The 12,607-nt window shown below is 63.1% G+C and carries 12 protein-coding genes; 6 read left to right on the top strand and 6 right to left on the bottom strand.

Annotation, left to right across the window (positions count from 1 at the left end):
- Nucleotides 1–32: 32 nt before the first annotated feature.
- The 4 genes from P0Y64_18430 to P0Y64_18415 form a co-directional block, all read right to left on the bottom strand.
- Nucleotides 33–434, bottom strand: coding sequence for a DUF2958 domain-containing protein (locus P0Y64_18430; GenBank protein ID WEK43267.1), 402 nt, complete (start codon nucleotides 432–434; stop codon nucleotides 33–35).
- Nucleotides 431–1,426: a zincin-like metallopeptidase domain-containing protein gene (locus P0Y64_18425; GenBank protein ID WEK43266.1), complete on the bottom strand. Its 996-nt coding sequence runs from the start codon at nucleotides 1,424–1,426 to the stop codon at nucleotides 431–433. Before P0Y64_18425 ends, P0Y64_18430 begins: the two co-directional genes overlap by 4 nt.
- A gap of 520 nt (nucleotides 1,427–1,946) precedes the next feature.
- On the bottom strand, nucleotides 1,947–2,447 hold the full coding sequence (locus P0Y64_18420; protein WEK43265.1) for a DUF2285 domain-containing protein: 501 nt from the start codon (nucleotides 2,445–2,447) through the stop codon (nucleotides 1,947–1,949).
- A gap of 251 nt (nucleotides 2,448–2,698) precedes the next feature.
- Nucleotides 2,699–3,061, bottom strand: a complete 363-nt coding sequence (locus P0Y64_18415) for a hypothetical protein (protein ID WEK43264.1) — start codon at nucleotides 3,059–3,061, stop codon at nucleotides 2,699–2,701.
- A 341-nt stretch (nucleotides 3,062–3,402) separates the two neighbouring features.
- Here P0Y64_18415 and P0Y64_18410 point away from each other — a divergent pair, with 341 nt between their 5' ends.
- The 6 genes from P0Y64_18410 to P0Y64_18385 all read left to right on the top strand — a co-directional run bounded on the left by P0Y64_18410 (nucleotide 3,403) and on the right by P0Y64_18385 (nucleotide 7,898).
- The gene (locus P0Y64_18410) at nucleotides 3,403–3,840 is read left to right on the top strand and encodes a hypothetical protein (GenBank protein WEK43263.1); all 438 of its coding nucleotides are present in this window, start codon (nucleotides 3,403–3,405) and stop codon (nucleotides 3,838–3,840) included.
- Nucleotides 3,841–3,987: 147 nt separating this feature from the next.
- Nucleotides 3,988–4,398, top strand: coding sequence for a transcriptional regulator (locus tag P0Y64_18405; protein WEK43262.1), 411 nt, complete (start codon nucleotides 3,988–3,990; stop codon nucleotides 4,396–4,398).
- A 12-nt stretch (nucleotides 4,399–4,410) separates the two neighbouring features.
- On the top strand, nucleotides 4,411–5,037 hold the full coding sequence (locus P0Y64_18400) for a GntR family transcriptional regulator (protein ID WEK43261.1): 627 nt from the start codon (nucleotides 4,411–4,413) through the stop codon (nucleotides 5,035–5,037).
- 165 nt (nucleotides 5,038–5,202) lie between these two features.
- On the top strand, nucleotides 5,203–5,340 hold the full coding sequence (locus tag P0Y64_18395) for a benenodin family lasso peptide (protein WEK43260.1): 138 nt from the start codon (nucleotides 5,203–5,205) through the stop codon (nucleotides 5,338–5,340).
- 222 nt (nucleotides 5,341–5,562) lie between these two features.
- Nucleotides 5,563–6,138, top strand: coding sequence for a lasso peptide biosynthesis B2 protein (locus P0Y64_18390; GenBank protein WEK43259.1), 576 nt, complete (start codon nucleotides 5,563–5,565; stop codon nucleotides 6,136–6,138).
- Nucleotides 6,135–7,898, top strand: coding sequence for an asparagine synthase-related protein (locus tag P0Y64_18385; GenBank protein ID WEK43258.1), 1,764 nt, complete (start codon nucleotides 6,135–6,137; stop codon nucleotides 7,896–7,898). Before P0Y64_18390 ends, P0Y64_18385 begins: the two co-directional genes overlap by 4 nt.
- A 45-nt stretch (nucleotides 7,899–7,943) precedes the next feature.
- Here the strand turns inward: P0Y64_18385 and P0Y64_18380 are convergent, their stop codons facing one another.
- Together P0Y64_18380 and P0Y64_18375 are read right to left on the bottom strand one after the other, a co-directional pair.
- Nucleotides 7,944–10,007, bottom strand: a complete 2,064-nt coding sequence (locus P0Y64_18380; GenBank protein ID WEK43257.1) for an Atxe2 family lasso peptide isopeptidase — start codon at nucleotides 10,005–10,007, stop codon at nucleotides 7,944–7,946.
- Nucleotides 10,007–12,562 (bottom strand): TonB-dependent receptor, encoded by a 2,556-nt coding sequence (locus P0Y64_18375; protein ID WEK43256.1) that lies wholly within the window; start codon nucleotides 12,560–12,562, stop codon nucleotides 10,007–10,009. Before P0Y64_18375 ends, P0Y64_18380 begins: the two co-directional genes overlap by 1 nt.
- Between the last annotated feature and the right edge of the window lie 45 nt (nucleotides 12,563–12,607).

Genomic DNA, 12,607 nt, shown 5'->3' with positions numbered 1-12,607 from the left:
CCGTTGATGGCGGCGAAAACGCGCCGCCCGCGTCATCCATCCTGCGATGGAAGCTCGTCGCCGGCGCGTCGCGCGGCCCGGCGCAAGAGGGTTTCGGCCCAGAGGATCGACCCGGTGCGTCGCGCCGCCTCGGCCCATGTCGACAGCCGGTGGCTGGTCGAAAAGGCGAGGTCGCGCTCGATCGCCAAGCCGAAGGGGAGACGCACGGCGGCGATCTCGGACAGGCTGAAACAGCCGAGTTCGGGGCAGCCGAACCCAAGATCGGCGAGGCCGAACAGCGTGTCGCCATCGTCGTAGAGTTCGGTCGCGAGCCATGTCCCCGCGCCGAGTGGATTGAACAGCTTGAGGACGGGCAGGGGATCGTGATCGCCGTTGGCGGTACGATCCGCGTTCGCGCGCAAAGCGGCGCGAAGCTCGGGAGGCAGCAGGATCATGCCACCGCCCTCCGTTCGCTGCTATCATCCTGCGCCATTCCGGCCTGTGCCGCCGCGTGGCGGGCGAGCAGCCAGTCGGCGGCCTTGGAGGCGGCGCTGGCGGCGCGGAAGATCGCGCGATTGTCCTCGGGCAGGACGTCGAGCCAGCTTGCCAGATAATCGGCGTGGCGGACGGTGGGCACGATGCCGAGCGCGGCGCACAGGAAGGCCGATCCCATCTCGGCAATTAATTCCTCGCGGGCATAATCCTTTGAGCCGAAGGCGTTGGCGAGATTGCGATTGAGGCGCGAACTATGGCCACTGGCGTGACAAATTTCGTGCAGCGCGGTGCGGTAGTAATTGATCTGATCGAAGAACGCTGGCTGCGGGGGCACCTGCACGACATCGCGCGAGGGCATATAGAAAGCCTTGTCGCCGCCGATGCGGAAATCGACGCCGCTGGCGGCGATCACGCTTTCCGCGACGGGCACGATCTCGCGTTCGGGAAGTGGGGTTGGATCGGCGGCGAGGCCGTCGCGCAACCCTTCGCATTGCGCGACATTGAAGACGGTGAATCGCTTCAGGAACGGGATCGCCCGCGCGTCCCCGCCCGTTTCGCGGGCGCGCGCTTTCTCCGCTTCGGGGGTGAAAAGGTCGGCATAGACGATGGTCGTGCCATGCTCGCCTTTGCGGACGCAGCCCCCGGCTGCCAGCGCCTGCCTGAAGGTAAGCCAGCTTTGCGACGGCCAGCCCTGCTCGATTACGGCCCCCCACAGGATCAGCACGTTTACCCCGGAATAAGGTCGGGCGGTCAGCGCGTTGCGCGGCAAGCCCGGGCCGCTGCCACCGTTCTTGCCCCATGGCTGGACCCATGGAAACCGGCCCGCTTCCAGTTCGGTGACGATCCGGCGGGTGACCTCGTCGTAGAGGCTGGTGCGCGGCTCGGTGGCGGGCGCGGTGGTCTGCTCCGCCCCCGCCTTGTCCCGCGCGCGACGGTTGCTTTTCTGGCGCATGCTATCCTCCTGCACCGCCCCAAAACCACATGGCCTCCCCGGACGCGGGGGGTGGGCGGCAAGAGCGAACCGAAGGGGCCCGCTGGAGCGGGCGGCGGCACCGGACGGGCGCAATGCAATGGAGCAGCCGAGCGATCAGCGAGGCTTGCCGCCGGCCGCGGCGGGCCCAGCAGGGAGCGCCGCCCTCACCCGCGTCGTCGGGAGAGGCCACGAACAACGCCGCCGCGCGCGAGCGCGGCGACCACTAAGAACAGGCCTGATCCGTCAGGGTCGGGCCGTGCGCCATGCGATCGTTACCGCAGGACGAGACCCCTTGGGGCTCGGCGACGTCAGCGGTAGCGCTGGCGGCGTAGAGCGCGATCGCGCGCCAGCGCGGGGCGCCGATGCTGCGCTGTGCGGTCCGCATCGGGCATCGTCCGGCAGGATCGACAGGCCGAGCTTCGGGATGCCGAACCGCCGTTTTTGCCGATGAAGGAAATGCCGGTCGAGATCGTGTCCGACGCCCCGAAGGGGAACGATCTCACCGCATCGCGAGGATCGGCAGCGGCCCGGCGCGGCACAATTGCGTACCGACCGCGATCATGCGGCGCGCGCGGGATTTGCGATACTCGCCGTCGCCGGGCCAATCACCGTCGCCGAGGAGCAGGTTGGCGATGGTGCGCAGGCTCGCGCCCGCGGCGCGGGCATCGACTGCGTGCAGCGCCATGAACAATCCTGACAGCCGCCCATGGCCGGGTGTGCCGATGCCGCCTCCCGCAATCGACGTGGCGAACTCGCGCAACGTGGCGAGCTGGATGGCGAAGCGATCATCATGGCCAATCTCGACCGCCAGCGTCACCGGGCCATCGCGCAGACTGCCGCTGATGACATCGAGTCTGATCACCCCGCCCGGGTGATCGATGCGGATATGTTCCTGTCCGTCATCGACGAGGACATGGTCGGGGAAGCGGGCAAGATCGAACGAATGCGCCGCCCAACCGTCTTTCCATTGCTGCAGCGGGGTGGCGCGCACCGCGAGCACGCGCGGATCGGCGGTCCGGGTCCAGACCGGCCGCGCGAGGGCGCAGGAGTGCGCGGGATTCTCAGCGAAAGTGCACCCCCCAGCGCGCGGCGAATGCGGAAGCGGCGGTGGGACCACGGTCAGATCGTTCCTGCGCGAAGGCGGCCTGATAGAAAGGGTCGCGGCGAAGAACCTCCCAGGCCAGCGCCGCCGACCCGATCCGGACCATTGCGTCGCGCGCGGCCGGATCGGGTGGGCGCGGCCCGAGCATGTCAGCCACGATTGCCGATCGGCGCGTGGGTGAGCGTCGCGGCGGGGTCGGAGCACCGCCAATCGATCGCGGCGAGGCGGTCGCTCTCCGGTGTGTAATAGATGATCTCGCCGTCGGCATTGGCGTGGCCAAGTGGCCGTATATCGGGCGAAGGCGCAACGTCTTCGATCTGGCGGTTCGGGATGTTCTGGTGGTGGTGGTGCCCGGCGGCCTCAGCGGCAGCGCTAAACAGCGCGTGGCCGGCAGCGGTGGCGGCCAGGTTGCGGCCGGTGGGCGCGGCTTGCGCCGACGCGCGGGTCGGGAGCATAACACCGCCCGCAAGAACGACGGGCATGCTCGCGCTGGTAGATGGTTTTCCGGTCATGGACCCACGCTCCTGTCGCTCCGAAGAGACGCATTGGGGGATGCAAATCCGCTGAGGCGCGCGCCGGTCGTTGGGTTGGCTCGCCCCTGAGGTTCGTCATTTGACATGACCTCGATGGCGGCATTCGAGGGCGGTCCGCAAGCGAGGAGGAAATGCATTTCCGGTTTGAGGCAATGTGTTGCCGGTTATCGGAAGTGGATTTCCGGAAACCGGCAGTGTGTTTCCGGCTTCCTGATTTGTTCTTGAGCGTGGTGGAGGCTCGGTAAATCGCCGCGCAATGATATTCTGGTCAAAACAAGGGGCGCTGGTTCGGTTTTCTCGCAAGAAACGAAAGAGCGATCATGGCTGTCACGCGATCACGGGCTTACAAGCTCCAGCTCTCGGCGGATGGAATTCAATTATTCCTGCGCGATCATTTCCGCCTGTGTCGGCTGGTCGGCGATCTCCTGCCGCATGGTGCGACATTATACGTCGCGGTAGCCGGGCTGGACCAGTGCACGACGGAAGAAGTGGTGGACTGCCTGCTTGACCCCGAGCTCGAGCGTTATGGCGGGCGGATCATCCGCCATGTCGGGACATCGCCGGCACTATCGGGGCGCGTCGAGGAGGTGATCGCGCGCGTCATGTCGAGCCAGCGAGCCTATTCGGCGCCGCAGGTCTGGAAGATATTTCTCACCGGCCTGATGACGATCGCGGAGCTTGCGGATCGCGAATTGCTGGATCTGTACAATAAAACATCCGGGGAGATTGGAAGACCGCAAATAGATAATCGAATTTAGTTGCGCATACGCGACTTTTTTTGATGTTGTGGGAGAATAGCGCTCGCTTGCGCGGCCAATGGGCAATTGACCACCAGATTATTGTGCAACACTATTCGATCAGAACGTGCGTTGGGATTTTTGAGCCGCTGCTAGGGGAGCCGGCAGATGATGCTCCAAAGTCCGCAAGCGATCGAAGGCGACGTTTTCGGGTTCATCAAGGAGCTGTCCGGAAAGCTCATCGAGCGGCGCCGGCGCAGGGACAGGGTCTCGCAGTCGCGCCTGGCGCAAGTGGTGACGCGCAGCGAGCGCTGGTTGCGCGAGATTGAAGCCGGCGTCGCGACCTCGATGCTGGAGGATCATATCCGGTGCGCGCATGCGTTGCAGATGGCGACGCCGCATTTGTTCATTCCCCTGCTCGCGATGGAGCACAAGATGGCCGTACCGCGTGAACTTCTGTTGCAAGACGATCTCTGGGATCTCGAATGCGAGCTTCTCGAGGTGGTTGGTCGCCACCAGCATGCGGTTGCATCGCGATTGAGCGCGCGCGCCAGCGTGAACGGTCGGGGCGAGCGGTGAGGGAGGGGGCGAATGGCGCCTGAAGCTGTCGTTGCGGAACGCGCCTATCGCTTGCTCAAGGCGGATATTGTCGCCGGTCGGTTCAAACCGGGGCAGATCATCGTCGAGCGCGCGCTGGCCAGCGAGCACGGCATATCAATCGCGCCGCTGCGGGACGGTGCCCAGCGCCTTGTCGGCGAGAGGTTGCTCGAACCGGCGCTGCGCGGCGGATATCGACTGCCGGCAATCGCCGAGCGCGACTTGCGTGACCTCTACCAATGGCATGACCATCTGGTGCGATTGATCCTGGGGTCGGCGGATCGAGCGATGTTCGGGGTGTTCGCGATCCGGGAGCAGCCAGATCTCACGAGCGCGCAGGCCGCGAAAGCGGCGACGGCATTGTTTCGTTTGGTCGGCGAATGTAGCACCAACCGGGAACACGCCCACGCGCTCCTTGCTGCCAATGACCGGCTCGAATCTGTTCGACAGCACGAGGCCAGCTTGCTGCCCCATCTCGCCGAGGAATTCGGGCAACTTCAGATTGCGCTTTTACGCGGTTCAGATCGTGACCGTTTGGGGCGTCTGCGCGCGTATCACCGGCGAAGAATTCGTCGCGTGGACAAGATTATCGCGGTGCTAACGACGCCGGAAACATCGTGATTTCGGCGGGACATGATGAGAACAGGTCGCCCGGGTGGCTGGATATGTCTTCAGTGGGGCGAATAGTCTCGCGCACGACATCTTATAAGATCGCGGTGGGCGGATCGCCTTCTCTACGATTGCAAGTGGCTGCAATGCCGCAGCTACTTTGCAATGGAGGCAATCATGGAACGGCGTGAGGATCATGATCCCGAACTGATCGACCTGGGCGCTGCAAGCGTCGAGACCAAGGGGCCGCTTGGCGGGCACCTCGACGGCGTCTCGGGCATTACCAACCCCGGTCTTTCCGACGCGGACGACTGACCGACAGCGAGGGCGTGCGGTTCCATCACCGTGCGCCCTTCGGTCGAGGGGCGGTACGCCGCGGGCGATTGATCCCGGGGTGTCCGAATTTCATCCCGCAAGGAATGGGAATGTGAAATGGCCGGGTACCGGTTGGCGGATTCGATCCATGCCTGTGATTTCCAGTCGGGAACGGTCATCCTCGATCTCAATGCGGACCGCTATTTTCTCATCGCCGGGTCGATGAAGGAGGCGCTGCATGTGGCGATGTCAGGGAAGGGCGCCAGCGCAAACCAGATCGCATTGATCGAAAGGCTGGTCGGCCGCGGTGTTCTGGCAGCAGCGGCGGAGCGATCGGACCACCCCGTGTCCGTTGTGCGAGATGACGCGGCGCGGCCCGCAGGTCGCGTGCCAGCGAATACTATCGCGTTGGCGCAGTTCGCAACGGCGCTCCTGGGCATGGTGGCGACGATGCGCGAAGTGCGCAGGCGGTCGCTACGCGACATCATGGCGGACCTTCGCGATGCCAAGGCGCGCATTGCCGTCCGCGGCGCTTGTCCGCTGGATGACATGTCGTCGATCGCGGGAATAGCCGGTGCGGCGCGCGGCGCGGATTTTCTCTTTGGCGCCAATCGCTGGTGCCTGCCGCGATCGATTTGCACCATGCGGATGATGATGGCGCGCGGGTTCGCGCCGAGGATGGTGATCGGCGTCGTCGACCGCCCGTTTCAGGCACATTGCTGGGTCGAGATTGACGCATTCATTGTCACCGACGCTCCGGACCATGTCGCAACGTTCCGGCCGATCCTGACGATATGACGATCGGGCGCTGCCTTGCCGTGATCGCGCTAAGCCCGGGCGGCATCGTCCCGCCGGAAATCATCGAGCGCCTGTCGCGCGATACGATGCTTCAACCCCGTTTTACCAGCGCGAACCTGATCGTCTGGGCCGGTGCCGATATGCCGGCGATCCCGCTCGAGCCCGAGGCTGGTATTGTCATCGGCACGGTTTTCGAGGGATTGTTTCCGGCGCGATCCATAGCGCGGTTCGACGCGCAGCAGACGGGCGCGATCCTTCGCTCCGAAGGGCGGGACCTGCACACGCATTTATGGGGGCGCTTCGTCGCCTTTCTGCGGTCCGCGACCGAAAATGAGATCCGTGTGGTGCGCGATGCCTCACCGGCGTGCCCAATCTATTTCACGAAGCTGGGCACGTGCCTTGCACTCGCAACGCAGGTCAAGGACCTGGAACGGGCAGGGATTGCCAAGCCGGCAATCGATCTTTCCTATATCGCCGGCCATTTGCAATTGCGGGGGTTCCGATCCCACAGAACCGCACTCCATGGCATCGAGGAACTCGGGCCGGGTGAGCATCTTGTCGCCGGGGCAGGGACACATCGGCGTGAACAGGGGTGGTCGCCGTGGTCATTTGCCGCGCGCTCAACCCAGATTGATGATCATCGCATGGCCGCCGACTTGCTGGAGAAGACGGTGGACGCGACGGTCGGGGCGTGGGCGACGCGCTATCGTCATGCGCTGCTTGGCGTATCGGGCGGCCTGGATTCCTCGATTGTCGCGGCGTCGCTTTCCCGGAGCGATATCGGTCTCACGCTCCTCAACCTGTTGAGCGTTGAAGGATCGCCCGGCGACGAACGGCATTTTGCCAATGTGCTGGGCGCCGGCCTTGGCAAGGAAATACGTCTGGCAACCGAAGCGATCGCAAACATCGACATACGACGCTCGGATGCGGCGCATCTGCCGCGTCCGCTATCGCGCGCCTTTTCGCAGTCCGGTTCGCGCAACGTCGAGGATCTGACCGCCGAGAGCGGCACCGATGTCGTCTTCAGCGGCGGCGGCGGCGATAACGTCTTCTGCTATATCCAGTCCTCGGCGCCGGTCGCCGATCGCCTGCTTTGTCATGCCGGCCCGGGCAAGATATTCGAGACCGTGCGTGACGTGAGCAGGCTAAGCGGCGACGGCGCGCCAAGGGTCGTGCGATCCGCCCTGAAGCGGCGTGGCAGGAGGCATCCGGCCTATATGTGGAAACCGGATTTCTCATTTCTCGGAGATGCCTATCAGACCGCCGAGTTCGACGTTCGTTGCCATCCCTGGCTTATGCCGTCGAGCGGGCGCTTGCCGGGAAAGCTGGAGCATATCGGGCTGCTCGTCCTCATCTCCAATTTCACCGAGGGCTTTGGATATGAGCGGAAATATCCGGTGCTCTACCCTTTGCTATCCCAACCGGTCGTCGAGCTGTGCCTACGCATTCCTTCGTGGATGTGGTGCCGCAATGGGGTGAACCGGGCGCCCGCGCGCGATGCCTTTCGACATCGATTGCCGCTGGAGATCATCCAGCGGACAACCAAGGGCAGTTTCGATCGCCTTGCGATCGAATTGATCGAGCGACGAACCCAGGAGATCGAGGAATTCCTGTGTAGCGGCTTCCTGTCCGATGCAGGTTTGATCAAATCTGACGACGTCCGCAGGGTCATTCAGCGGCGAGCGGCGTATAGCGAGCTTATCTGGGCCCGCATTCTCGCGTTGGTCGATGTCGAGGCATGGTGCCGCAGCTGGGCTTAGCGGTGAGTGCACGAGGCCTCGTTCCGCTTGTGCGCAATGCCGTCGTTACGGCGTGCCCGGCCTGGCGGTGGGGGTCAGCCATCGGATAAACCAGTCGACCGAGCGCTTGTTGCGCCAATATTGGTGGATCGGCTGACCGCTCGCCATATGCCCTTCCGACGGATAGACGAACATATCGACGTCTTTCCCCGCGTCCTGCAGGAAGGCATATTGCTGCAGACAGAAAAGATATTCGCTTTCAGGTGGCTGCATGAGGATCGCGGCATCGACCGCATGCGCATTGAGCGCGGGTGAGGTCTTTTCCCAGATATGGTCGGGGTCGTCCAACGGCTTCGGTAACCCGATCACTTCATAGACCGCCTTGCGCCACGAATCCGCCGCCGGTGCGACAATCGAATAGGTCCCCGGATCGATGGTCGGACCCGAACCGATCACGGCGGCACGAAAAAGACGGGAATGGCTCACCGCATATGTCGCAGCGTTGGCGCTGAAGCTGTGGCCCGAAATTCCGACCCTCTTGTCGTCGATCATGCCACGCGACGCGAGGTCATCGATCACGATCCGATAGGCCGCCAATATGTCTTTGTAAGGCTGCATCGGGATGATGCGATTGCGCGCGTCGCGCTGGGCGAAAATATCGTTGTTCGTGTTCATGCAAAGCGCGGCAATGCCCTGTTGGGCCAGGATGAATTCGGGCGCGAGCCACGCCGTGCCACCCTGCAGAAAGCCCCTGCAGCGATATGTCGTGATGACGAGTGGAGGGCGTTCGCGCGGAGCGCCGTCCGGCAGCACGAGAATGCCGTTCCAGGGGCGTCCCGCTCCATCCTTCCATTCGATCAATTGCGTGCGCGGGAAGTGCTTCGATGCCAGGCCGGTATTCGGGTCGGCAAGAACGCGCTCGCTCCCGTCATCGAGATCGATCCGAAGCAGCCGGGGCGGGCGGGTTGGGCCGGACTCGACACACAGCAGATACTTGTCGGTGACTTCACATCCGCGACCGCTGTAGATTGATCCTCCATCAAGCGCGCCCTTTTCGGGTCTGATGGTTCGCGTTTTGCCCGTCCGGGGGTTCCATGCTTCGATCGCCGTGCGTCCGCGGAAATCGGGTTCGGATAACAGGACGATCTCTGTCCCTCGCGCATTGAAGGTAACCTGTCTGAGGGATGTTGGCGATCCTGTGCAGAAGGCGGCGTCGCAGACGACATTTCGTCCGTCCGGAAGCTGCGCTTCGACCCGATAGGTGCCGAACGGGCCGTCCGGATTGGCTTTCACCAACTGGCGCAGGATGATCCCGCTGCCGCTCGATCCGAGCGGCAGCAGCGCCGATCCCGACATCGCATCACGCGTCTGGACGGACCGGACGGAAGATGGCGTGGCGCTGGCTGGCCCGGTTATGCTCGTGACCGGAACATTGTCGAGCTGCACCTCCTTTTGACGCAGATCGCCGCGCCAGGCTTCGTCCACCACTTCGTCGCCGACGCGCCGGAGCGTTGTCGTCCGGCCGCCAATCCGAAAATTGTCGGTGAGGGGCAGTCCGTCGGTGATGATGGAGCGGTCAAGATGAATGCCTTGCGTCTTTTCCGCGATCTGATCGCGCTCGATTTCCGCTCGCGGGTTGCGGACCTGATAGGAAAGCGCACGGCCGTCGGCCGACAAGGTGAACGCCTCTACATCGGCGGCATCCGAGGTCACCGCGATGTCCTTGTCCGTCGTCAGTCGATGGACCTGAACCCCGGCGCTCGACTCTACGAGCGTATAAAGCGCCGCGGAATCCGGCGCCCATTGACTGACACCATCTTTGGGGATGCCCATCAGCGGTATCACGCTCGGCGTGAAAGCATGGCCCATGGGCATTGGCATTCCCGCCCCGGAGATACGCTGGATATACCATTGGCCGGTGACATTATTGCTGGCGACCGAACGGGCGATGACACGGAAGGCCACCCAAGTTCCGTCCGGTGACACTGACAGGCTGTCGATCTGCTTCGTTTCGACGAGATCGGTGATGGTCGGTTGCGGTGCCGCAGTTACCGCACCGGCGAGGCCCGGCAGGCCGCAGGCCAGCATTGCGGCCGCAGTGCCCGAGCGGCGTGAACGTGCCCAGTCCATCACCATTGCTTCGTGATGGCGAGGTTGAGGAAGCGACCAACCGGCGAATAGTTCAGCGGGTCATAGGGTGTGTCGTACACGCCGGTGGTCTTGATCGCCTTCGGACTCGCGTTGAGCAGGTTGAGCGCGGAAAGCGAGATGTCGAACCCGTGGAAAAGCCCTGATCGCTCGCCGAACCGATAGCGGGCGGAGAGATCGAGCGTTGTCATCGGGCCGGCGCGCCCGACAAGGCCGATGCGCGTGTCATCGACCGGCCCGGTGTAATTGACATAGGATGTCAACGTAAGCCCGCCTTGATCCCAGCTTGCGCCGACCCGGCCGCGGAAATGGGCGGGATTGAAGACGGTGCCGGCAAGTTGGACGGGTGCCAGATCGGCGGTCAGGCGCTGACTGCTGTCCAAATACGATCCATCCGCCGTCAGCTGAATTCGGCCGCCCATTCTTGTGGCGAGACTATATTTCGCGCTGATATCGACGCCGTGGATCGACTGGCTCGCTGCATTGACGTTGCCGTCATAGACGATCGCCGCGACGTTCGCCGGGTCATAGGCGCCCCCGGTATAGTTGGTGAAAATACGGCTTCCGATGGCCTGGGCGACGTCGGCGGTCGTCGGCGCATTGTTGACGAAGCTGCGATATTGCGGGTCGCTCAGCGCCTGGGTGATATAAGCGATCGGCGCGACGATGCGCTGGTCATATTGGACGTTGAAGTAGCTGATTTCCACCGACAGCCCCTTGAGCGCAGGTGGATGCAGCGCGGCGGTGATGGTCCAGGTGGTTGCTCTTTCCGGCTTCAGGTCCGGATTTCCGCCGTTCAATAAGAGAACCGAAGCCGTGGGCGGAAGCCCGGTGCCGCCAAGCGTTCCGGCATTGTACACATCAGCATATTGGAACGAGTAACGCTCGAAGAATGTCGGCGCCTTGAACGATTTTCCCCATGATGCCTTGATGTCGAGCAGGTCTGCCGGAGAATAGATTATCCCGAATTTCGGCGTCGCGACGCTCGCGACCCCCGCATAATTTTCATATCTGAGGGCGGCGGTGAGATTGAGTTTGTCGATTCCGTGAATGTGTTGAGCGGGCGACACCACCGGGATGCTCATCTCGCCAAAAGCGAAATAGGCGCCCTGCGAAACGTCAATATTCTGGATATCTCCCGAGGTCCGATATCCGTGATAGCCAATCGAGCGATAGCCGGTGCCGACTGCGAGCTTGATCGCCCCGGCGGGCAAGTGGACCAGATCGCCGTCCACTGACGCTTCGATGCTCTTGATATCGTTGCAATAGCAACCCGCGGTAAGCGAATGGATCCCGCCATAGGCCTGGTCGAACGTATAATAGCTGCTGTCCTCACTATAAACGCCGGCGATCTTGGCTTCCCATCCCGATCCGAGATCGAATTTGAGCGAAGGGGCGATCGACAGCGAGCGGCTGCGAAACGACAGGATGGCGCCGTTCGTCGCGGGATCGCCGGCAGCGGTAAGCGCATAGCCTCGCGCGCTGAAGCGGTGATTGTAGAAGGCGTCGATGTCGAATTCGACCGAGGGCAATAGCGCCTGATGTCCGGTGAAGATGACATTATGCTGGGTCAGGCTTGGCAAAAGCGTGAGCCCCGGCGACGTAGTGGCTGTATAGCCGCGCTGGCTCGCAACAAGCGGCGTGTTGTGCGAGAAATCGTACGCCAGCATGAGACCGCCGCTGTTCCAGATGGTCCCCCCGACCGCGTTATATTCCTGTTGCTGATTGCCGCCGTCAGTGGAGGCGCCAAATCGGGCCGAGGTGCTGAGGCCTTGAAAATCGCGCTTCAGGATGATGTTCGCGACGCCTGCGACCGCGTCGGACCCGTAGAGCGCGGAGGCGCCGTCGGCGACAATTTCGATCCTGTCGAGCGCGGCAATCGGGATCGCGGAGATGTCTATCGCCTGATAAGCGCCGCTATAGGCGAGGCGATGCCCATTGAGCAGCGTCAGGGTCGCGTCGCCGCCAAGGCCACGCAAATCTATCGCGGACCCGGATCCGATATAGTTTCCCTTTTTCTCAGGCGTCGTGATGTTGGCGCCAGGGTTTTGCGCTCCCCCGAAATTCTGCGGGATTGTTCGCACGACATCGCCGAGGCTTACCTGGCCTGAATCGATTATCTGGCGCTGCGTCAGGCTGATGAGGGGGGAGGCGATCGGCGCACCGCGCAGCCGCGTACCGGTGACGACAACCTCACCCTGATCACCCTGATCACCACCCGTGGTTTGCGCGCGCACGAATATGCTGCCGTTCTCGATGTCGACACGCAGACCAGCGGGCGCGACAATAGCGCGAACCGCATCTTCGGGAGAAAATCGGCCATTCAGCGCGGGCGCGGTGATGTGCCGCACATCCTTGGGCTGAAACAGGATTTCGGTGTTGGACTGCTGGCCGATCGCGAGCAGCGAGGTCGCGAGGTTCTGACTTGGCAGATGGTATTCGCGCGCTGCGGCTTGCTGGCAAGCAGCGGGATTAGCGGCAGTGAAGGCGATCAGCGACGTCGCGATGCAGAGGTGCCAACGCGTATAGGTATCCATGTCCATCCCCCTTTGGGCCGCGCCATAGCTGCGCGGTACTCGGGA

It is taken from the genome of Candidatus Sphingomonas colombiensis (genome assembly GCA_029202845.1).
Taxonomy (GTDB): domain Bacteria; phylum Pseudomonadota; class Alphaproteobacteria; order Sphingomonadales; family Sphingomonadaceae; genus Sphingomonas; species Sphingomonas colombiensis.
The sequence above is the reverse complement of the archived record's forward strand: the minus strand, read 5'-3'. Positions and strand labels throughout refer to the sequence as shown.

Bases quoted from the DNA above. Each gene is read 5' to 3' on its own strand.
- P0Y64_18410 (WEK43263.1), top strand. From the start codon at position 3,403: ATGGCTGTCACGCGATCACGGGCTTACAAGCTCCAGCTCTCGGCGGAT.
- P0Y64_18425 (WEK43266.1), bottom strand. From the start codon at position 1,426: ATGCGCCAGAAAAGCAACCGTCGCGCGCGGGACAAGGCGGGGGCGGAG.
- P0Y64_18415 (WEK43264.1), bottom strand. From the start codon at position 3,061: ATGACCGGAAAACCATCTACCAGCGCGAGCATGCCCGTCGTTCTTGCG.
- P0Y64_18375 (WEK43256.1), bottom strand. From the start codon at position 12,562: ATGGATACCTATACGCGTTGGCACCTCTGCATCGCGACGTCGCTGATC.
- P0Y64_18385 (WEK43258.1), top strand. From the start codon at position 6,135: ATGACGATCGGGCGCTGCCTTGCCGTGATCGCGCTAAGCCCGGGCGGC.
- P0Y64_18390 (WEK43259.1), top strand. From the start codon at position 5,563: ATGAAGGAGGCGCTGCATGTGGCGATGTCAGGGAAGGGCGCCAGCGCA.
- P0Y64_18400 (WEK43261.1), top strand. From the start codon at position 4,411: ATGGCGCCTGAAGCTGTCGTTGCGGAACGCGCCTATCGCTTGCTCAAG.
- P0Y64_18395 (WEK43260.1), top strand. From the start codon at position 5,203: ATGGAACGGCGTGAGGATCATGATCCCGAACTGATCGACCTGGGCGCT.
- P0Y64_18405 (WEK43262.1), top strand. From the start codon at position 3,988: ATGATGCTCCAAAGTCCGCAAGCGATCGAAGGCGACGTTTTCGGGTTC.
- P0Y64_18380 (WEK43257.1), bottom strand. From the start codon at position 10,007: ATGGACTGGGCACGTTCACGCCGCTCGGGCACTGCGGCCGCAATGCTG.
- P0Y64_18430 (WEK43267.1), bottom strand. From the start codon at position 434: ATGATCCTGCTGCCTCCCGAGCTTCGCGCCGCTTTGCGCGCGAACGCG.